The organism is Candidatus Pseudomonas phytovorans, assembly GCA_029202525.1.
Taxonomy (GTDB): domain Bacteria; phylum Pseudomonadota; class Gammaproteobacteria; order Pseudomonadales; family Pseudomonadaceae; genus Aquipseudomonas; species Aquipseudomonas phytovorans.
In genome coordinates this window covers 2401557-2425178 of record CP119325.1, presented here as the reverse complement: position 1 = coordinate 2425178, position 23622 = coordinate 2401557, and the positions used below count along the sequence as shown (strand labels likewise).

The window sequence follows — 23622 nt, the reverse complement described above, 5'->3', positions numbered from 1 at the left end:
TGCCCTCAGGCAGCGCCAGTCACGCAGAGACAGTGGTCGATCAGCAGTTCAAGTTCGTCGCGGTAGCTTTCCATCAAGGCATCGATGGTCTGCGACCGATACCGGCGCTTGCTATAGACGCACCGCAATGAGAGCGAGCCATCGTAGACCTGGCCGACGATTTCCAGCCAGTTGGCCAGGCGCGCCCTGGGGCTGTAGCAGTCCCCCGAGCCTTCCGGCGCGGGCTCGAGCATGGCGTGTTCGTCGAAGCTCTGGTCGAACTGACCGAAATAGTTGAACGTCACGCGCGGTTGAGCTGCAGCCGCCAGGCGCTCGCGCATCCAGGGTTCGCCCAGGTAACGCAGCACACCGTAGCCCACACCTTTGTCAGGTACCGCCGCCAGCTGTCGTTGCGTCGCCTGGATCGACTCACCGACCGCCGCAGCATCTCCAGGCGCGAGGCATACCGGGAACATGCTGGTGAACCAGCCGACTGTCCGGGACAGATCCACACCGTCGTAAAGGTCTTCGCGGCCATGCCCTTCGAGCTGGATCAATGCGGCATCTTCGCCGCTCCAGCGGCATAGCACACGTGCCAGCGCAGCCAGAAGAATGTCGTTTACCTGGGTGCGATAGGCGGCAGGCGCCTGCTTGAGCAACTGCGCCGTCTTTTCCCGCGTCAGGTACAGATGGGCCGCCGCCTGCTCGCTGACCTCGTTGCGCCCGCGCGGGTTGTCGCAGGGGAACGCGTTCGACAGCGGTTCGAGCTGGGCAAGCCACCAGTCACCCTGCTGCGCGGCAATCGATGCAGCCTCTGTTCGCAGGCGCTCTGCCCAGGCCCGGTAGCTCGTGGTGCGAGCCGGCAATACCGGGGCGTTGGCCTGGACACAGGCCTGGTAAGCCTGCTGCAGGTCTTCAAGCAGTACCCGCCATGACACACCGTCCATGACCAGGTGATGAATGACCAGCAACAGCCGCGCCTGCCCATCGGCAAGCTGTACGTGCAGCGCTCGCCAGACAGGTCCATTGACAAGCCCCAAGCTGCGTTGAGCCTGATTGGCCAGGGCCATCAGCACCTGCTCGTCACACGCCTGTTCGCGCTGCAGCAGCGGTTGCCTGGCTTCATCGGGCGTCAGGTAGCGTTGCAGCCAGCGACCGTTTTCCTGGACGAAGCGCAGCCGCAGGGCATCATGGTGCGCTTCGATGCAGGCAAGCGCTTGCTCCAGCGCATCCAGGTCCAGAGCGGTGCGCGGCTTGAGCATCAGGGCCTGGTTGAAGTGCGCCGGGTCCGGAAGCGCTTCGGCGAACATCCACTCCTGAATGGGCAGCAGATTGAACAGGCCGTCGACCGCTCCCGTCTCGGCGGCCTGCACAGGCGCATGACCGGCCTGCTCCTGCTTGCCGAGAATCGCCTCGATAGTCTGGAAACGCAGCACATCACGCAGTTTCAAATCCAGCTCCAGGGTCGGGTGATTCCTCACCCGGGACACGACCTGCAGGCTGAGGATGGAGTCGCCGCCGAGCTCGAAGAAGTTGTCCGTGATGCCGATGGTATCGACCTGCAACACCTCCTCCCAGATCTGCGCCAGCACCCGCTCCTGTTCATTGCGAGGCGCAACATGCCCTGCCGACTCGAACACCGGTTCTGGCAGGCGTTTGCGGTCGAGCTTGCCGTTCGGCGTAACCGGGAATGCAGCCAACACGAGAACCTGCGACGGCACCATGTATTCCGGCAATTGCGCAGCCAATGCGGCTTTCAACGCTTTCCCCTGGCTTGCGTCTGCACCTACCACATACCCGATCAGTTGCTTGCCCACCGGCGACTCGTGTACCACCACCACAGCGTCCCGCACCCCATCCTGGGTGCGCAACACCGCTTCGACTTCACCCAGCTCGATCCGGAACCCCCTGATCTTGACCTGGTTGTCGATACGGCCAACATAGTCGACCGTGCCATCATCCCGTCGGCGTACCAGGTCGCCACTGCGGTAGACACGCGCGCCGTGGTTGCCCAGTGGGTCAGGCACGAAACGCTCCGCAGTCAGGGCTGGGCGGCCGTGATAGCCACGGGCCACACCGTCGCCGCCGATCAGCAACTCGCCCGCGAACCCTGCAGGCAGCGGGTTGAGCTCGTCATCGAGTACGCGCAGAGAGCGCTGACCTACAGCATGACCGATTGGCGCATAGGCAGCCGCGCAATGGCCGTCGCCAGGCACCTTCCACAGAAGCGGCGTCACCACCGTTTCGGTCGGGCCATAGCCATTGGTCAGCCACGAAGGCTTGAGCGCAGTCCTGACCTGCTCGAACGTTTGTTCGGGCACCGCATCGCCACCAAAGCAGTAGATCAGCACCGGTGGCGGCTGTTGGCCGCTCTCCTGCACCGACTCTGCCAACTGCTTCAGGTAGGCCGGCGGGAAACAGGCGATGGTGATGCGCTCGCGCCACAAGGCCTCCAGGGTCTGTTCCACGGTCCACAAATCACCGTCGCGGATAACCAACGTGCCACCGCTGAGCAGTGTGCTCAGCCAGCGCTCCTGGGCACCGTCGAAGGCGAACGACATGAAATGCAGCTCTCGGGTCGAGGGCCCCATTTCATATCGTGCCACGATAGCCTGGCAATGCCGGCTCAATGGCCCCTGGGCGACGGCTACCCCTTTGGGCTTGCCGGTCGAGCCTGAGGTATAGATCAGGTAGGCCAGGTTGCCATCTTCGATTGCCACAGGGGGCAGCACAAGCTGCGGGGCGTGCTGGTCGACACCAGGATCGATGACTTGCACGCGCTCCAGTGAGGGCAGGCGCTGCAGCAGCGAGTGGCGTGTCACCAGCAGCTGCATGCCCGAATCCTCGATCATCCATGCCAGACGATCAGCGGGGTATTCGAGATCCAGCGGTACATAGGCGGCACCCGTCTTCATGATCGCCAGCAATGTCACCACCAGCTCCAGCGAACGCTCCAGGGCCACGCCGACGATCACTTCGGGCGCGGCACCCTTTAGGCGCAGCACTGTGCAGAGCTGCTCGGCCTGCCGCTCCAGCTCGGCGTAGGTGAGGTTTTGCCCGGCGCATACCAGCGCGATGGCATCAGGTTGGCGCAGCGCTTGCGCTGTTATCGACTGAACCAATGTCTGCACATCGTAGCCTGTCGCAGGCTCGGCGCCCCATTGCACCGCCTGCTCCAGCTGTGCAGGCGGCAGACACTGGAGATTGCCGAGTCGCGCCTGAGGCTGGCTCAGCATGGCATCGAGCGTGGCTTCCATACTCTGGCGAATGCCTTGTACCGACGCTTCACTGAAACTGTTGCGCAGGTACAAATACTCGATCGACAAGGTGTCGTTAAGGTGTACGGCCAGGTCCATGGGAACGTTGGTGACGCCCACGCCACTGGATTCGCCAAAGCCTACTTCACTGTCGGACGACTCGCGCATGCTCTCGTCGATAGGGTAGTTCTCGAACACGATGATGCTATCGAACAGCGCTTGCCCTGGGGTACCTGACCACCGCTGCACATCGTTCAGTGGGGTATGCGACCAGTTGCGCAGCTCCAGGTTGTAGGCCTGCAGGTCACGGAGCCAGTCTTCCAGGCAGGCAGTCGGATCGATTGTCTGCGATACCGGCAGCGTGTTGATGAACAACCCCAAAGTGCTGTCGGCGCCAGGCAGCGACTCCGGCCGACCGGCGACGGTCGCACCGAAGGTGACGGCGGGCTTGGCCGTATAGCGTTGCAGCAACAGCAGCCAGGCACCCTGGATCAAGGTGTTAGGCGTGATCCTCAAGCTGCGGCAGTAATCCTGCAGGCGCGTCGTCCAGGCTTTATCCCAGCGCGAATAAAGGGCGTTGTGCCCGGTTTCAGTGGCGCTGTGCCGCGGGTGAATCGCCTGGACCAGCAAGGTAGGTTCGACACCTGCCAGGCTTTCACGCCAGAACGCCTCCTGCTGGCCTTTGTCCTGGGCTTGCAGCCATGCAATGAAATCGCCATAGCGACCTACCTCGCCGGCCACCGGTTTGCCGGCGTAGTGCTGCATGACCTCGGCAAACAGCCGCGATGTGCTCCAGCCGTCCATCAGGATGTGGTGACTGGTCCAGATCATGTGATACGTATTCGGGTCCAGCTTCACCAGCAACATCCGGTGCAACGGGGCCTGGGTCAGGTCGAAACCGTTCAGCCACTCTTCATGGGCAAGCGCCTGCAGGGTGGCTTCAGGCGCCTCGTTGCCCTGCAGATCGATTTCCCGTACCGGCATCTGTGCATGGGCATGCACCACCTGCAGCGGTTCGGCCAGGCCGGCCCAGTGGAAGCTGGTGCGCAGCACTTCGTGACGAGCGGTCACTGCGGCCCAGGCCTGGATGAAAGGTGCCGTCTTCAGGCCGGTCACCGGCAAGCTGACCTGATGGATGTACAGCCCTTCACCCTTCTCCTCGATGGAATGGAACAGCATGCCTTGCTGCATCGGCGAGAGCGGGTAGGCATCTTCGATGGCGTCGGCGGACAGGGGTAACAAGGCCCGCTGCTCGTCACTGACGACGATACGTGCCACGGCCGGCGCTTCGGATGCAGGCGCCTGACACGCCAGCGTCTGGGCCAACTGAGCGATGGTCTGGTGCTCGAATACCCGTTTCGGAGAAACGTCGTAACCTGCAAGCCGCGCCCTGCTGGCGATCCGGATGGACACGATCGAGTCGCCACCAAGCTCGAAGAAGTTGTCGTGGATACCTACCTGCTCCCGCTGCAACACGTCTTGCCAGATCAGCGCCAAAGCGCCTTCGACTTCGTTGCGAGGGGCAATGTACTGCTGCACGGTGGCCTTGAGCTGGGGCATCGGCAAGCGCTTGCGGTCCAGCTTGCCGTTGGGTGACAGCGGCATGCTGTCGAGCAGGACGTAGTGGTAAGGCACCATGTAATCCGGCAGCCGTCGGGCCAGAACGGCCTTCACATCGTTCAGTTGCTCTGCCTGATCGATGACGACAAATGCCACCAGTTGCTTGCCAGTCGCAAGATCGATGGCCAGGACCGCAGCCTCCTGCACGGCCGGATGCTCCAGCAGGCTCGCTTCGATCTCGCCAAGCTCGATACGCAGGCCGCGGATTTTCACCTGGTGGTCGATCCGCCCAGCGTATTCGATCACCCCGTCTTCACGCTGACGTGCCAGGTCACCTGTGCGATACAGACGCTCGCCGTCCCCGAAGGGGCTGACACAGAAGCGCTCTGCCGTCAGCATCGCGCGTTCATGGTAACCGCGGGCCAGGCCGATACCGCCCAGATACAGCTCGCCCGTGACGGGCGGCGGCACCGGATTGAGCTCATCATCGAGAATATAGGTGCGCAGGTTGGCGATCGGTCGGCCGATCGGAACGGTGTGGCTCTGTTCGTCCACACAGTGCCAATGGGTAACATCGATGGCCGCTTCGGTAGGCCCGTACAGGTTGTAGAACTGGGTACCAGGCAGCAATGCCATCGCGCTGCGTTGCAGCTCCAGCGGCAGTGCCTCGCCGGAGCACATCACTTGCCGTAGCGACGTACAGGCTGCCTGCGGGCTGTCGCCACTGATGAAAGCCTGCAGCATCGACGGCACGAAGTGCAACGTGGTGATGGCTTCGGCCTCGATCAGACGCATGAGAAGCGCCGGGTCGCGATGCTCGCCCGGTTGGGCAAGCACCAGGCGGGCCCCCGTCATCAAAGGCCAGAAGAACTCCCAGACCGACACATCGAAGCTGAAAGGGGTTTTCTGCAGGACCTTGTCATCGGTGCCCAGCACGTAGGCGTCCTGCATCCAGAACAGCCTGTTCAGCAGCGCTTCATGGGTATTGGCCGCACCTTTGGGCTTGCCCGTCGAGCCCGAGGTGTAGATCACATAGGCAAGGTTGCCGGGGTACCCTGCAAACGCCAGGTTGCCAGCCTCGCGTGGCAGGCAATCGTGCAATTCGTCGAGCATCATGATCTGGATGTGCGCGCAGGCAGGCAGTTGAACATCCCGATGGGTCAACAACAGCCGGATACGACTGTCTTCGATCATGTACGCCAGGCGGTCCTGCGGATACTCAGGGTCGAGGGGCACATATGCCCCTCCTGCTTTCAGGATCGCCAGCAAGCCCACGACCATGTCCACCGAGCGCTCCAAGGCTATGCCGACCAGTACGTCCGGCCCCACGCCACGCTCGCGCAAGCTGTGCGCCAAGCCGTTGGCGCGGGCATTGAGCTGCCCGTAGGTGAGCTGCTGCCCCGCGAATACCAGTGCGATAGCATCGGGTTGTTGCAGCGCCTGAGCTTCGAACAACTGATGCACGCAGCGCGAGCCCGGATAGCTGACCGACGTGTCGTTCCACGCCTCCACGATGCGACGGTATTCATCCGTGCCCAACATCGGCAGCTCGGCGATGAGGCGCTGCGGGCTCTGGATGATGGCATGCAGCAGGTTGGCGAAGTGCCCGGCGATGTGCTCGATGTCCCGGTCGCTGAAGCGCGAACGGTCATAGCTGTAGTGAACGGACAACTTCGCACCCAGGCCGATGGCCAAGGTCAACGGGTAGTTGGTCTGCTCATGAATGTGCGTGTCGATGAACGTCAAGCCTGCGGGAGCGCCTTCGCGCAGCGCCTCGGAGACAGGGTAGTTTTCGAACACCAGCAAGGTATCGAACAACCCGTCCGCAGCCACCCCCGCCAAACGCTGAACGTCATACAGCGCGGTGTGCTCGTACTCGCGCAAGGCCAGGTTCCGGCCCTGCAGCTCGGTGACCCATTGCTCAACAGTCATCGTCGGCTGCAGCCGGTTGATCACCGGCAAGGTGTTGATGAACAGCCCCAGCTGATGCTCCGAGCCGGCCACTTCCGCCGGTCGGCCAGCGACCGTGGCGCCGACAGCGACGCATTCCTGGCCGGTATGACGTTGCAGTAGCAACAGCCAGGCCGCTTGCACCAGCGTGTTGACAGTAACCCGGCGCTCGCGGGCGAACTCACTGAGCGACGGCTGCCAGTCCAGCACCTGATAATGATCGGCATAGCCGCTGTCTGTAACCGCCCTGCCTTGTCGGAACACCTGCGCCAGGTGTGTCGGCTCCTGCAGATCCTGTAACTGCTCCTGCCAGAAGGCCGCGCTGCGGTCCTTGCTCTGGGCCTGCAGCCACTCAATGTAGTCACGGTAGCGCCCTGCCTTGCGCTCGTCCGGTTGCCCTGCGTAGTGCTGCAGCACCTCGCCGAGCAACTGTGAGTTGCTCCAGCCATCCATGAGGATATGGTGGCTGGTATAGATCAGGTGATGGCTGTCGGGGCCGGTACGGACCGCGGTGATCCTGAGCAACGGGTCACCTTGCAGGTCAAAGCCTTTGTGCCGGTCTTCCTCCGTCAGCACAGCCAGCGCCCGTTGGAGGTCTTCGTGCCCCGACCAGTCCAGTTCGACGCAAGGTACATGCACCTGCTGGCGGATGATCTGCAAGGGCTGTTCAAACAGGGTAACGAAGCTGGCACGCAGCACATCGTGCCGCGCCGCCATCGCTTGCCAGGCCTGACTGAAGCGTGCAACGTCCAGGCCCTGCACGTCCACGCACATCTGGTTGATGTAATCCCCGGTCTGCTCATAGGCGCTGTGGAACAGCATGCCCTGCTGCATCGGCGACAGAGGATAGATGTCCTCAATGCCGCAGACAGGCACAGGCAACGCGTCAAGTTGCTCCTGGGTCAGGTTGCACAGAGGAAAATCGGAAGGCGTGCGGCCAAATGCACCGTCGGCCACGCAGTGATCGACCAGATCCTGCAATTCTTGAGCGTACTCGGCTGCCAGCTGTTCAATCGTCGCGACCTCGAACATGGCCTGGCTGAAGGTCCAGTTCAGGCTCAGTTCGCCTTTGAATACCTGCCCGTCAATCGACAACCAGTTGCCCAGTGGCGCCGTTTCGCCGCGGCTGGCACCACTGTGCTCGGCGGCCGGTACCAGGAAGGCTGCCTCGCTCAACTCGCCAGCAGGCTCGTCGAAGCTGGCATCGAACTGCCCGAGGTAGTTGAAGGTGATCCTTGGCGATGCCATTTCCGCCAGCGCCTGGCGGGCCTCCTGATCGCCCATGTAGCGCAGTGCGCCGAAGCCAAGCCCTTTATTGGGAACAGCACGTAGCTGTTCCTTGATGGTCTTGATCGATGTGCCCATCGCATCGGTGGTGCTGAGCCTGACCGGAAACAGGCTGGTGAACCATCCCACGGTACGGCTGAGGTCGACGGTATCGCTCAGTTCCTCACGACCATGCCCTTCAAGTTGCACGAGCACATCATCCTGCTTTGTCCAGCGGGCAATCACCCGGGCCAAGGCAGTCAACAACAAGTCGTTGACCTGAGTGCGATAGGCCCCTGGGGCCTGCTGCAGGAGCTGACGGGTGTAGTGCTGATCCAGCTGTGTGCGGGCGACAGCTGCATGCCTGGCTTGCAGTGAGCCACCAGCGTTGTCACAAGGGAGCGCGGCATCGACATGTGCTGACACTGCCTGCCAATAAGGCAGCTCATTGCGCAGTACCTCGCTGTTGGCATAGCCCTGCAGCGCCTCGGCCCATGCCTTGACGGAACTGGTCTTGGCCGGCAGGGCAATTGCCTGACCGAGCGCTGCCTGACGGTAAGCGGCCTGTAGGTCTTCGAGCAGAATCCGCCACGAAACGCCATCCACAGCCAGGTGGTGGATGACCAGCAACAGCCGTTGGCTACCGTCGGGCAGGTCTGCCAGGACGGCGCGTAACAGTGGCCCTTGCTGCAGATCGAGGCTACGTTGGGCCTCTTCGCACAGCGCCTGCAATTCGGATTGCTGCTGAAGTTGCGCGTGCCACAGGCAAGCAGCCTGGGCCGGCTCGCCAATCTCCCGGTAGCGGGCGAACCAACCGCCGTCTTGCTGCACGAAGCTCACGCGCAACCCATCATGATGGGCCAGCAACGCTTGCAGAGCGCGGTCGAGCACGTCGCTGGCCAGGGTTTGCCCGGGCTTGAGCAAAATGGCCTGGTTCCAGTGGTGACGCTCGGCGATGGCATCATCGAAGAATGCCTGGTGGATCGGCAGCAGCTGCATCTGCCCCTGTACGGCGCCCTGGTCGATCTGCATCGCCTGGGTCTGGCCATTGGCGATCACTGCCGCCAGCCCTTCGACTGTCTGAAGCTGGAACAACTGCTTGGGAGTGAAGGTCATGCCCTCGCGTCGTGCTCTGCTGACAACCTGGATCGAGATGATCGAGTCGCCGCCCAGCTCGAAGAAGTTATCGGTAACGCCTACCCGCTCAAGCTTGAGCACGTCGGCCCAGATCGCTGCGATCCGCTGCTCGAGCGCGTTGCGTGGCGCCACATGGTTTTTCTGCCGCTGACGTGCGTCAGGGCGTGGCAGTGCCTTGCGATCCAGCTTGCCGTTCGGGGTCAGTGGCAGGGCATCGACGAACAGCAGGTGGGTGGGCACCATGTAGTCCGGCAACGTGGCCATGAGGTGCCGGCGCAGGAGCTCTTCCAGCTCGCCATCCTGCACATCGACCACCAGGTAGGCAGCCAACTGCTTGGCACCTGGTCCATCGATATCGATCACCACGGCCTCGCGCACCCTGTCGTGCTCAAGGAGCCTGGACTCGATCTCGCCAAGCTCGATGCGCAGGCCGCGTATCTTCACCTGATGGTCAAGGCGGCCAGCGTATTCGATCACTCCGCCCGCGCGGTACCGCGCCAGGTCGCCGGTGCGGTACAACCGTGCACCACCCTGCTTGCTGCGATCGTGCGGGTCTGGCACGAAGCGCTCGGCCGTAAGCGCCGGGCGCTGATGATATCCACGCGCCAGGCCCACGCCACCCAGGTACAGCTCGCCCGCCACACCTTGCGGCACCGGCAGCAAGGCGCTGCTGAGGATATGCGTTTTCAGGTTGTCGATCGGTGTACCGATCGGCACGCTGCCATTGGCTTGCGCCTGGCAGGTCCAGTGAGTGACGTCGATTGCCGCTTCCGTCGGGCCGTAAAGGTTGAAAAGCCCGGCTTGTGGGAGCCTGGCCAATACCTGCTCCGAGAGGTCCGCAGGCAATGCCTCGCCACTGCACACCACGCGCTCGAGGGTTTCGCACAGTTCCACGTGCTCGCTGGTCATGAAGGCCTGAAGCATGGACGGAACGAAATGCAAGGTCGTGACCTTGTGCTGCCTGATCGTTTCAACCAGGCGTTCGGGGTCCCGGTGATCGCCAGGTCGGGCCACCGCCAGCCGCGCTCCGGTGAACAAGGGCCAGAAGAATTCCCACACGGATACGTCAAAGCTGAAGGGAGTCTTCTGCAACACGGTGTCGCCGGGACCCAGGCCGTAAGCCTTTTGCATCCACCAGAGCCGATTGACCAGCGCCTGGTGACTGTTGCCCGCGCCCTTGGGCCTGCCGGTCGAGCCCGAGGTGTAGATGACATAGGCCAGGTCAGCGGGCTGGCTGAGGTTGTCAGGGTCGGCGTCGCTGTAGGCAGCCAGCCAGTCATCTGCCCCGTCGAGCACGATGCAGGCGACGGCGGGGCCGATCGGCAGCTGGTCGCGCAGAGCAGTCTGAGTCAGCAGCAGACGGATGCCGCTGTCCTCCATCATGTAGGTCAGGCGTTCGGCCGGATACTCCGGATCGAACGGCACATAGGCGCCCCCGGCCTTGAGAACGGCCAGCAGCCCTACCACCATCTCGACCGAACGCTCCACCGCGATGCCAACCAGCACGTCCGGGCCTACCCCTTGTTCGCGCAATGCGTGGGCAAGCCGGTTGGCGCGCTGGTTCAGTTGGCGGTAGGTCAATACCTCCTCGCCGAACAACACCGCTGGGGCCTGTGGCGTCGCGCGGGCTTGCGCCTCGATCAATTGATGCATGCCCTGATCGGCAGGGTAAGACGCTTCAGTGCTGTTCCACTGTTCCACTATCTGGTGATGCTCTTGCGACCCAAGCATCGGCAACTCAGCGACAAGCTGCCCTGGCTGCGCGACGATAGCCTGCAACAAGTGGGTCCAATGCGAAGCCATGCGATCGATCGATGACGCTTCGAACAACGCGGTTGCGTAATTGAGCTCAACCGCAATCCCTTGCTCATGCTCGACAGTGTTCAGCGTGAGGTCAAACTGCGCGGTCTGTCGCGCCCAGTCGATGCCTTCGACCTGCAACCCCTGCAGGCGCCGGGCCTCTCCCCGGGCCTGCGTCTGGTGGTTGTACATGACCTGGAACAGCGGGCTGTGGCTGAGGCTGCGCTCCGGGTGCAGCGCTTCTACCAGTTGCTCGAAGGGAAGGTCCTGATGCGCCTGGGCGGCCAAGGTGGTCTGGTGCATCTGGCCAAGCAGGCCTGTGAATGTCAGCGCGTCATCGAACTCGGCCTTGAGCACCTGGGTGTTGACGAAGAAGCCGATCAGGCGCTCGGTTTCGACCCGGTTACGGTTGGCGATGGGAATGCCGACACGCACTTCATCCTGACCCGAGTAGCGATGCAGCAGGGTCTGGAAACTGGCCAGCAGCAGTGTGAAAAGCGTCACGCCCTGCTGTTGCGCCTGCTGCTTGAGCGCGCTGGCAAGCCCTGCGTCGAGCTCGCACTTAAGGCTCGCGCCTTCGAAGCGCTGGGTTGCCGGACGCGGCCGGTCGCTGGGCAGTTCCAGCACCGGATGTTCATCCCCCAGGTGCGCCTGCCAGTACGCCAGTTGGCGCTCCTGCTCGCCCGCCTCCATCCAGTGCCGCTGCCAGATGGCGTAGTCGGCATACTGGATGGGCAGTGGTGCCAGCGCCACGGTCTGGCCGCTGCACGTGCGGCCGTAATGCTCGATAAGCTCGTCGACCAGTACCTGCATTGACCAGCCGTCGGTAGCGATATGGTGCAGCGTGATGATCAGCACATGATCCTGCGCTTGCAGGCGCAGCAACCTGACTCTCGTCGGCCACTGGCGTTCCAGATCGAAGGGTGTCCCGGCCTCGGATTCGACCCATGCCTTGAGTTGTGCGTCAATTGCAGCGGTAGGCTCAAGGTCAACAGTTTGTGCTTCGAGTTCGAACGACTCCGGCGGGTGAATGACCTGCACAAGCTGCTCGTCGTCGAGCGCGAATGTGGTACGCAACGTCTGGTGCCGCACGATCAAGGCCTGGAAGGCGCTACGCAGGGCTTCAACATCCAGGTCTCCCTTCAGCCTCAGCGCGATCGGCAGGTTGTAGGCCGTGCTCTGCGGGTCCATCTGCCAGAGGAACCATTGACGCTGTTGGGCGAACGACACCGGCACGCGGTCGAACAGCGATTGCGTGCAAGGCACCGGCAAGTTGGCCGGAGAAATGTTCTCGGCGTACATCTTCTGCAGATACAGCTTGCGCTTGGCCAGCGGCAGCGTGACAAAACGCTTGGCGATATTCAGCGCGGCATCGTTACTCATTCATTCACCTCAAACTCTTCAAAAAGCATATCCAGACGCTGCAGCTTTTCGTCGAAAGCCGACGCGTCGCCGATGGATTCGATGTATCTGGCGAAATCGCCCAGCACCGGGTGCTGGAACAGCACGGCCGGTTCCACGGTCAATCCCAGCGAAAGTTGCAAGCGCGAGAGCACCGATAGCGCCAGTAGCGAATGCCCTCCCAGCTCGAAGAAGTTGTCATTCAGGCCGACCTTCTCCACGTTCAGCAGCTGTGCCCAGACGGCAGCGATCTGCTGCTCGACCTCGCTCTGCGGCGCGACATGGCCTTGCTGCGATACGCCCAGGTCAGGCTGGGGTAAGGCCTTGCGGTCGAGCTTGCCGTTGGGCGTGAGCGGCAGCGCATCGAGCCAGGTCAGGTACGCGGGCACCATGTAGTCCGGCAAGGCCGCGCGCAGCTGTTCGCGCAAGTGGCGGCGCAAGGCGCTGCGCTGCTCCTCGGTGGCAGCTGCTTCGCCGTGCGCGACCAGGTAGCCAGCCAGTTGCGTACCGCCTGGGCCATCAATGTCGATGACGACCGCCTCGCGCACTGCCGGGTCATCGATCAGCCTTGCCTCGATCTCGCCCAGTTCGATGCGATAGCCACGCACCTTCACCTGGTGGTCGATGCGGCCCACGTATTCCAACAGCCCGTCGCTGCGATAGCTGGCCAGGTCACCGGTACGGTAAAGCCTGCCACCGCCCTGCCCGCTGCGGTCGTACGGGTCCGGCACGAAGCGCTCGGCGGTCAATGCGGCACGGCGCTGATAACCCCGGGCCAGGCCATCGCCACCGATCATCAGTTCCCCGGCGGTGCAAATCGCGGCGGTCGAGAGGTCGTGCGCCAGCACCTGCAAGGTGGTGTTGGCGATCGGCTTGCCCAACAACGGCAAGGGGTGTTCATTGTCCAGGCAGTGCGCCGCCGACCAGATGGTCGTCTCGGTTGGCCCGTACAGGTTCCAGATGCGCCCGCACAGCGGTAGCAGTTGCTCGGCCAGGTCCACAGGCAACGCCTCGCCGCCACTGATGACCTTGCAGCCACGCAAGGCTTGCGCCGGCAGCGCCTGCAGCAGCATGCGCCAGGTCGACGGTGTGGCCTGAATGGTGGTAACGGCGTGGCGCTCGATCACCGCCTGCAACGCCGCCGGGTCCTTGTTCTGGCGCTCACCGAGCAGCACCACCGAAGCGCCGGCCAGCAACGGCAGGTACAGCTCCAGGCCGGCAATGTCGAACGACAGCGAGGTCAGTGCCAGCACCCGGTCGTGGGCGTCGATGCCGGGCTCTACCGCCATGCTGGCAAGGAAGTTGACCAGCCCCTGATGGCGCACCTCGACCCCCTTGGGTCGCCCGGTTGAACCAGAGGTGTAGATGCAATAGGCGAGATGCTCGGGGTGCTGCACGATGCCCAGGTTCTCGCCATCGAAGGCCTCAAGCTGATGCCAGTCGCTGTCCAGGCACCAGGTCTGCGCGCTGTGCGTGGGCAGGTGCGCCAGCAAATGGCTGAGGGTGAGCAACAGATGGGCGCCGCTCTGCTCCATCATGTAGCCCAGGCGCTCGCGGGGGTATTCCGGGTCCAGCGGCACATAGGCGCCTCCGGCCTTGAGGATCGCCAGCAGGCCCACGACCATTTCCACCGAGCGCTCGACCGCAATTGCCACCAGCACATCCGGGCCCACGCCCAGTGTGCGCAACTTGCGCGCCAGCCGGTTGGCGCGCTGGTTGAGTTCGCGGTAGCTCAAGGTCTGCTCGGCAAACAGCAGTGCCGGGGCCTCTGGCGTGCGCGCCACCTGCATTTCGAACAGCTCGGGCAGGCTGCGCTGGCGCGGGTACTCGGCCTGGGTAGCGTTCCAGTCGTAGACGATACGCTGTTGCTCTTCGGCATCGAGCATCTGCAGTTCACCGACAGAGGTATCGGCATGCTGCACCATCGCCTGCAGCAGATTGGCAAAGTGCCGGGCGATCTGTTCGACACCCGCGCCTGCGAGCTGGCTGCGGTCAAAGTGGTAATGGATCGTCAGGGCATTGCCCGACTCGATCATCAGCGTCAGCGGATAGTTGGTCCGCTCGCGGTTCTGCGTGCCGGTAAATGTCAGGCCTGCACTGGAGCCCTGCTCCAGCACTTCACCGACAGGGTAGTTTTCGAACACCAGCAGTGTGTCGAACATCTGCTCACCGGCCAGCCCCGCCCAGCGCTGGATGTCATAGAGCGGCGTGTGTTCATGCTCGCGCATGCTCAGGTTCTGCGCCTGCAAACCCTCGACCCACGCCCCCACACTCAGGTCAGGCTGCAGCCTGGCTGCTACCGGCAAGGTGTTGATGAACAGGCCCAGCTGATGCTCGACACCGCGCAGGTCTGCCGGCCGCCCGGCAACCGTGGCACCGAACGCCACGCCTTCCTGCCCGGTGTAGCGGTGCAACAGCAGCAGCCAGGCTGCCTGCAGCAGGGTATTGACCGTCACCCGTTGTTGCCGTGCAAACGCACTCAACGCTTGGAAGCAGGCTGCGTCGAGGGTCTGATGATATTCGCCATGGCCCGTGTCCGCGCGGCTGCGGTCCGCACGAAGCGCCTGGGCCAAACGGGTGGGCTCGCCGAGGTGGCGCAATTGCTCGCGCCAGAACGTCTCGCTTTGTTCGGCATCCTGGCGCTGTAGCCACTCGATATAGTCGCGGTAGCGCCCTGCAGGCCGCTCCAGGGCAACGCCTGCGTAGTGCTGCAACACCTCGCCCAGCAGCTGCGCATTGCTCCAGCCATCCATCAGGATATGGTGGCTGGTGAAGACCAGGTGATGCCGGCCGCTGCCTGTGCCGATGGCCGTCAGGCGCAACAAGGGTGCCGCCTGCAAGTCGAAACCGCGCAAACGATCGGTCTCGGCCCAGGTGTCCAGGCGCGCCTCAAGGTCAGCCTGCGCGGCCCAGTCAAGCACCTCGAACGGCAGTTCGACGTGCTTGCGAATCACCTGCACCGGGCGTTCCAGCTGGGCGACGAACGCGGCGCGCAGCACGTCGTGTCGGTCCAGCATTGCCTGCCAGGCGCGCTTGAAACGCTCGACGTCCAGGCCGGTGACGTCCACGCGCATCTGGTTGATGTACTCACCCTGGCCCTGCTCGAACACCGTATGGAACAGCATGCCCTGCTGCATGGGCGAAAGCGGATAGATGTCTTCGATTGCCCCGGCCGGGATCGGCAAGGTATCCAGCTGGGCCTGGTCCAGCGCAGCCAGCGGCACATCGGACGGGGTCAGGCCGACCGCGCCCTGGTTGACGCAATGGTCGATCAACGCCTGGAGTTCGCTGACGTAGTCATCGGCCAGGGCCTGGACCGTGGCACGGTCGAACATGTCCTGGCTGAAGGTCCAGGCCAGGCTCAGCTCACCTGCATAGACCTGCCCGTTGATGGACAGCAGATTTTCCAGCGGGGCCTCGGCGGACTGGCTGGCACCGCTGTTTTCACCGGCTGGCTGCAGGAACCGCTCCACGCCCGGGCCCGAGCCTTCGGCAAAGGTGCTGTCCAACTGCCCCAGGTAATTGAAGGTGATGGGTGGCACTGGCAAGCCCGCCAGCACACCACGCGCGTGCGCATCCCCCAGGTAACGCAGTGCGCCATAGCCAACGCCCTTGTCGGGGATGGCACGCAGTTGTTCCTTGACCTGCTTGATGGCGGCCCCGAAGTCCGCCGCCGATGTCAGCTTTACCGGGAAAAGGCTGGTAAGCCAGCCGACGGTGCGGGTCAGGTCGACCGCATCGAACAGGTCTTCACGGCCATGCCCTTCCAGTTGCACCAGCACGTCATCGCGCTGGGTCCAGCGGGCGATCACACGGGCCAGCGCGGTCAGCAGCAAGTCGTTGACCTGGGTGCGGTAGGCGGCCGGCGCCTGTTGCAACAGCCGCGACGTCTGCTGCCGGTCAAGGCGCGCATGCACTGTCGCGCCATGGCGGCCGTGCAGCGATCCATCCGCCTTGTCCTGAGGCAATCGCGCGTCGACCCCTTGCAACTGTGCCTGCCAGTAGCCGAGTTCTGCCTGCACTGCATCGCTCTGCGCGTAGGTTGCCAGCCGTTCGGCCCAGGCTTTGGTCGAAGTGGTCTTGGCCGGCAGCACCATTGGCTGACCTGCCAGGTGGCGGTCATAGGCGCTTTGCAGGTCTTCCAGAAGAATGCGCCACGACACGCCATCCACTGCCAGGTGATGGATCACCAGCAGCAGGCGCTGGCTGCCATCGGGCAGGGTCGCCAGTACAGCGCGCAACAGCGGCCCCTGTTGCAGGTCCAGGCTACGCTGCGCTCGCTCACAGAGCTCTTGCAGCGCTTGCGAATCGGTCAGGGTTTCTACCCACAGCAGACCGGGCTTGATGTCGCCCGGGGCGCAATGCGCGGCCAGCCATGCGCCAGTGCCCTGTGGGGGCGTGAAGCACAGGCGCAAGGCATCGTGATGCTCGACCAGTGTGTGCAATGCCTGCTCAAGCGCGACGCCGTCGATGGCCTTGGTCGAGGTAAGCAGCACCGCCTGGTTCCAGTGGTGAGGCTCGGCGATCGACTGTTCGAGGAACGCCTGCTGGATCGGCAGCAAGAGGGTCTCGCCGATCACCGCCGCCTGGTCGATCTGCGGGCCGCTGCCGTCCATGTGCGTGGCTACTGTGGCCAAGCCCTGCACGGTTTGATGCTGGAACAACGCCTTGGGGGTGAAGCGGATGCCGGCCTGCCTCGCCCGGCTGACGACCTGGATCGAGATGATCGAGTCGCCACCCAGCTCGAAGAAGTTATCCGTCACGCCGACCTGGTCCAGCTTCAGCACCTCGGCCCAGATCGTCGCGATCTGTTGCTCCAGTGCGCTGCGCGGGGCCACATAGCTGTCCTGCAGCACGCTGGCATCGGGCTTGGGCAGGGCTTTGCGGTCCAGCTTGCCGTTGGCGGTTACAGGCAGGCATTCCAGGAACAACAGGTGGGTCGGGACCATGAAGTCGGCCAGCCCGAGCCTCAGGTGCTCGCGCAAATCGCTGCGCAGCGCGTTCTGCTGCTGCGCATCGGCCGGGGTGTCGCCGGCCACCACCAGGTACGCGGCCAGCTGCTTGCCCGCCGGCCCGTCGATGTCCAGCACCACGGCCTCGCGCACCTGCGGGTGCTCCAGCAGGCGCGTCTCGATCTCGCCCAGCTCGATGCGCAAGCCGCGGATCTTCACCTGGTGGTCGAGGCGGCCCTTGTAGTCGATCACCCCGTCAGCCCGGTAACGCGCCAGATCGCCGGTGCGGTACAGGCGGCCGCCGCCCTCGGCGCTACTGTCGAACGGGTCCGGGACGAAGCGTTCTGCGGTCAGCGCCGGGCGCCGGTGATAGCCACGGGCCAGGCCCACGCCGCCCAGGTACAGCTCACCGGCGGCGCGTGGGGCGACACTCTGCAGCCCGGCGCCAAGGATGTGCGTTTTCAGGTTGTCGATCGGGCGGCCGATCGGCACGCCGCTGTCATTGCCCGTGCGGCAGGTCCAGTGGGTGACGTCGATGGCTGCTTCGGTCGGGCCGTAGAGGTTGTACAACTGGGCGCCGGGCAGCCGCGCCAGGGTCTGTTGCGCCAGTTCTGCCGGCAAGGCTTCGCCGCTGCACACCACCCGCTTGAGGCTACTGCAGCGCTCGACTTCGGCACTGCCCATGAACGCCTGCAGCATCGACGGCACAAAGTGCAACGTGGTCACCGCGTATTGCCGGATCACCTCGACCAGGCGCTCCGGGTCGCGGTGCTCGCCCGGTTGCGCCACGGCCAGGCGTGCGCCGACCAGCAGCGGCCAGAAAAACTCCCACACCGACACGTCGAAACTGAACGGGGTCTTCTGCAGCACCGTGTCGCCGGCGCCCAGGCCATAGGCCTGCTGCATCCAGCACAGGCGGTTGACCAGGGCGCGGTGGCTGTTGCCGGCGCCCTTGGGGCGCCCGGTTGAACCGGAGGTGTAGATCACGTAGGCCAGGTTGCCCGGGCTGGTGTGGTGCACCGGGTCGGCGTCGCTGTAGCCCGGCAGCGGCTCAAGCAGCAGCGGCTGCACGCCCTCGGGCACTGGCAATTGCGCAAGCAGGTGGGCTTGCGTCAGCAGCAGGCGGATGCCGCTGTCCTGCATCATGTAGGCCAGGCGCTCGGCGGGGTATTCCGGGTCCAGCGGCACATAGGCGCCACCGGCCTTGAGGATGCCCAGCAGGCCGATGACCATCTCCACGCTGCGCTCGGCGGCAATGCCGACCAACACGTCCGGGCCTACGCCCTGCTCGCGCAGTTTGTGCGCCAGCTGGTTGGCGCGCTGGTTCAGTTGACGATAGCTCAGCACCTGCTCGGCAAAGACCAGCGCCGGCGCGTCCGGGGTGGCGGCCACCTGTGCTTCGATCAGCTGTTGCAGGCCCTGGTCGAGCGGGTAATCGGCGTGGGTGCGGTTCCAGTCGTGGACCACCTGTTGCTGCTGTACGGCATTCAGCAAGGGCAGCTCGGCGATACGCTGCTGCGGTTGGGCGACCATGGCGGCCAGCAAGTCCTGCCAGTGCCCGGCAAGCTGGGCGATGGTGGCTGCATCGAACAAGGCGGTGGCGTAGGTCAGGAACGCACCGATGCCGTGCTCATGCTCGAGGGTGTTCAATGCAAGGTCGAACTGGGTGGTATGGATATCCCAGTCCAGTGCCTCCAGGGTCAGGCCTGGCAGGCGCCGGGTCTGGCCGCGCCCCTCGCTGCCGTGGTTGTGCATCACCTGGAACAACGGGCTATGGCTGAGGCTGCGCTCCGGCTGCAGGGCTTCGACCAGTTGCTCGAATGGCAGGTCCTGGTGCGCCTGTGCGCCGAGCCCGGCCTGGTGGACCTGCTCGACCAGTTGCTCGAAGGTGGTGCCCAGGTCGAAGTCTGCCTTGAGTACCTGTGTGTTGACGAAGAAGCCGATCAGCCCCTCGACTTCGCTGCGATTGCGGTTGGCAATCGGCACGCCGACGCGAATGTCGCTCTGCCCGCTGTAGCGGTGCAGCAAGGCCTGGAAGCTGGCCAGCAGCACGGTGAACAGGGTCACGCCCTGGCGCTTGGCCAACTGCTTCAGGGCGTCGGCCAGCGCATCAGCGATGGTGATGTCCAGGCGCGCGCCTGCATGGCTCTGCACCGCGCCGCGCTGGCGGTCCAGCGGCAGTTCAAGCACCGGTTGTTCGTCACCCAGCTGGGTTGTCCAGTAGCTCAGCTGCTTCTCGCGCTCACCCGCAGCCATGAATTGCCGTTGCCACAGGGCGTAGTCGGCATACTGCACAGCCAGCGGCGGCAGCTGCAGCGCCTGCCCGCCCTTGGCGGCCTCGTAGAAACGCACCAGCTCGTCGACCATGATCGGTGTCGACCAGCCATCGGAGACGATGTGGTGCAAGGTCAGGACCAGTACGTGGTCATCCGCCGCCAGACGCAGCAGCTTGACCCGTAGCAAGGGGCCCTGCTCCAGGTCGAAGGGTTGTTGAACTTCCTGCTCGACCCAGGCCTTGAGTGCGCTGCCGGGGTCGGCAGCGGTTGGCTTGAGAGTTTCGATGACCAGAGCGACCGGCGCCTGGGCATGAATAACCTGTACCGGTTGGTCAGCGTCCAGGTGAAAGGTGGTGCGCAGGGTTTCGTGTCGGGCGATCAGCGCATCGAAGCTGGCTTGCAGCGCCTTCAGGTCGAGGTCGCCCTTCAGGCGCAGGGCGACCGGGATATTGTAAGCGCTGCCCTGCGGGTCCATCTGCCAGAGAAACCACTGCCGCTGCTGGGCGTAAGACAGCGCCAGGGCCTCCCCCGGCGCTCTCGGTGGGATCGGCGCGACTCCGTACAAGTTGATTCCCTGACGCTTCAGGAGCATGGCCAGAGCGTGACGCTCTTTGGTGGACAACGATTTGACGGAGTCGAGCAACGCTTGCACTGATGTATCCCCTATGAAATCAGTTCATCAATTTCCTCCGTGGTTAGACGTTTGAGCGCCTCCAGCGATTTAGCCAGTTCTGCCTGAATCGGGTCGATTTGCTGATTTTTCTCTTCGAGGCGAAGGGAGAAGTCCGCCAACAGGGGATTTTCAAACAGCTCCTTCAAGGTCGCATCGATGCCTGTAGCCTCGCGAACCCGCACGATCACCTGGGTGGCGGACAGCGAATGGCCACCCAGGGCGAAGAAGCCGTCGCTCAGGCCCACCTTTTCGAGTTTCAGCACGTCTGCCCAGATCGCCGCGATCTGTTGCTCCAGTGCGCTGCGTGGGGCCACGTAGCTGTCCTGCAGCACGCTCGCGTCGGGCTTGGGCAGGGCTTTGCGGTCCAGCTTGCCGTTAGCGGTTACAGGCAGGCATTCCAGGAACAACAGGTGGGTCGGGACCATGAAGTCGGCCAGCCCGAGCCTCAGGTGCTCGCGCAAATCGCTGCGCAGCGCGTTCTGCTGCTGCGCATCGGCCGGGGTGTCGCCGGCCACCACCAGGTACGCGGCCAGCTGCTTGCCCGCCGGCCCGTCGATGTCCAGCACCACGGCCTCACGCACCTGCGGGTGCTCCAGCAGGCGCGTCTCGATTTCGCCCAACTCGATGCGCAAGCCGCGGATCTTCACCTGGTGGTCGAGGCGGCCCTTGTAGTCGATCACCCCGTCGGCCCGGTAACGCGCCAGGTCGCCGGTGCGGTACAGGCGGCCGCCGCCCTCGGCGCTGCTGTCGAACGGGTCCGGGACAAAGCGTTCTGCAGTCAGCGCCGGGCGCCGGTGATAGCCACGGGCCAGGCCCACGCCACCCAGGTACAGCTCACCGGCGGCGCGCGGGGCGACACTCTGCAGCCCGGCGCCAAGGATGTGCGTTTTCAGGTTGTCGATCGGCCGGCCGATCGGCACACCGCTGTCACTGCCTTTGCGGCAGGTCCAGTGGGTGACGTCGATGGCCGCTTCGGTCGGGCCATAGAGGTTGTACAACTGGGCGCCGGGCAGCCGCGCCAGGGTCTGTTGCGCCAGTTCTGCCGGCAAGGCTTCGCCGCTGCACACCACCCGCTTGAGGCTGCTGCAGCGCTCGACTTCGGCGCTGCCCATGAACGCCTGCAGCATCGACGGCACGAAGTGCAGCGTGGTCACCGCGTATTGCCGGATCACCTCGACCAGGCGCTCCGGGTCGCGGTGCTCGCCCGGTTGCGCCACGGCCAGGCGTGCACCGACCAGCAGCGGCCAGAAGAACTCCCACACCGACACGTCGAAACTGAACGGGGTCTTCTGCAGCACCGTGTCACCGGCGCCCAGGCCATAGGCCTGCTGCATCCAGCACAGGCGGTTGACCAGGGCGCGGTGGCTGTTGCCGGCGCCCTTGGGGCGCCCGGTTGAGCCGGAGGTGTAGATCACGTAGGCCAGGTTGCCCGGGCTGGTGTGGTGCACCGGGTCGGCGTCGCTGTAGCCCGGCAGCGGCTCAAGCAGCAGCGGCTGCACGCCCTCGGGCACTGGCAATTGCGCAAGCAGGTGGGCTTGCGTCAGCAGCAGGCGGATGCCGCTGTCCTGCATCATGTAGGCCAGGCGCTCGGCGGGGTATTCCGGGTCCAGCGGCACATAGGCGCCACCGGCCTTGAGGATGCCCAGCAGGCCGATGACCATCTCCACGCTGCGCTCGGCGGCAATGCCGACCAACACGTCCGGGCCTACGCCCTGCTCGCGCAGTTTGTGCGCCAGCTGGTTGGCGCGCTGGTTCAGTTGACGATAGCTCAGCACCTGCTCGGCAAAGACCAGCGCCGGCGCGTCCGGGGTGGCGGCCACCTGCGCTTCGATCAGCTGTTGCAGGCACTGGTCGAGCGGATAGTCGGCGTGGGTGCGGTTCCAGTCGTGGACCACCTGTTGCTGCTGAGCGGCATTCAGCAACGGCAGCTCGGCGATACGCTGCTGCGGCTGGGCGACCATGGCGGCCAGCAAGTCCTGCCAGTGCCCGGCAAGCTGGGCGATGGTGGCTGCATCGAACAGTGCGGTGGCGTAGGTCAGCGATGCTGCGATCCCGGCCTCGTGCTCCACGGTTTCCAGGGTCAGGTCGAACTGCGCAGTGCTGCGTTCCCAGTCCAGCGTCTCGACGGCCAGCCCAGGCAGCTGCCGACCTTGCCCGCGGGCTTCGGTCTGATGGTTGTACATGACCTGGAACAGCGGGCTATGGCTGAGGCTGCGCTCGGGCTGCAAGGCTTCGACCAGTTGCTCGAACGGCAGGTCCTGATGGGCCTGGGCGCCCGTGACGCGTCGATGGGTCTGTTCGAGCAAGTCGGTAAAGGTGGTGCCCAGGTCAAAGTCGGCCTTGAGCACCTGAGTGTTGACGAAGAAGCCGATCAGGCCTTCGGTTTCCATCCGGTTGCGGTTGGCCGTGGGTATGCCGACACGGATATCGTTCTGCCCGCTGTAGCGGTGCAGCAAGATCTGGTAGCTGGCCAGCAGCAGCATGAACAATGTCACCCCACGGTCACGCGCCATCTGCTTGAGACCGGCACAGAGTGCATCGTCCAGGTTGATAGCAAGGCTTGCACCTGCCCGGTTTTGCAAGGCCGGGCGCGGGTGGTCGAGCGGCAGCTCCAGCACCGGCTGCTCACCCCCCAGCTCGGCCTCCCAGTACGCCAGCTGGCGTTCCAGCTCGCCCGCTTCCAGGCACTGGCGCTGCCAGATGGCATAGTCGGCATACTGGATCGGCAGTGCCGGCAACGCCGCCGGTTGGCCGAGGCGATGGCCTTCGTAGCTGCGGATCCACTCGTCCAGCAGTATCGGCATCGACCAGCCATCGGAGACGATATGGTGCATGACCAGGATCAGCACATGATCGGCCTCGTTCACCTGCAGCAGCCTCACCCGCCACAGGGGCGCCTGCCCCAGATCGAACGGCTGATCGGCCTCTTGTTCGATGCGCAGCTTCAGGCGCTCGGCGAAATCAGCAACCGGCGCCTCTGCAAAGGGCTCCCGCACAACCTCCACCTGTACTTGAGCAGCAACGACCTGCACAGGCTGCTCGCCGTCCTGGGCAAAAGCGGTACGCAAGCTTTCATGGCGGCGCACCAGGTCTTCGAGGCTGCGCTGCAGCAACGCTGGGTCCAGGGTGCCCTTGAAACGCAGGGCCATGCTGATGTTGTAGGCCGCGCTTTGCGGCTCGAACTGCCAGAGGAACCACTGCCGCCGCTGGGCGTACGACAGACCGATGGCGCCCCATTCGTCGCGTATCTGCGGGATAGGCAGCCGAGCGAAGCTCATGCCCTTGGACTGCATCTTTTCAAAGAATTGCTTGCGCTGCTGCAGTGGCAGATGCAGGAACCGTTTTACCAGCTCGATGTTCTGGGCCATCAT

Annotated in this window: 3 protein-coding genes; all 3 read right to left on the bottom strand. The window is 64.1% G+C overall.

The features are described from left to right. Nucleotides 1–5 precede the first annotated feature (5 nt). The 3 genes from P0Y58_10665 to P0Y58_10655 are packed head-to-tail and all read right to left on the bottom strand — an operon-like array spanning nt 6 to nt 23622. The gene (locus tag P0Y58_10665) at nt 6–12332 is read right to left on the bottom strand and encodes a non-ribosomal peptide synthase/polyketide synthase (GenBank protein ID WEK32626.1); all 12327 of its coding nucleotides are present in this window, start codon (nt 12330–12332) and stop codon (nt 6–8) included. After that, a complete protein-coding gene (locus P0Y58_10660) occupies nt 12329–20230 on the bottom strand; it encodes an amino acid adenylation domain-containing protein (protein WEK32625.1) in 7902 nt (2633 codons plus the stop codon). The genes P0Y58_10665 and P0Y58_10660 overlap by 4 nt, the downstream gene beginning before the upstream one ends. Before the next feature lie 11 nt (nt 20231–20241). Next, nucleotides 20242–23622, bottom strand: a complete 3381-nt coding sequence (locus tag P0Y58_10655; protein WEK32624.1) for an amino acid adenylation domain-containing protein — start codon at nt 23620–23622, stop codon at nt 20242–20244.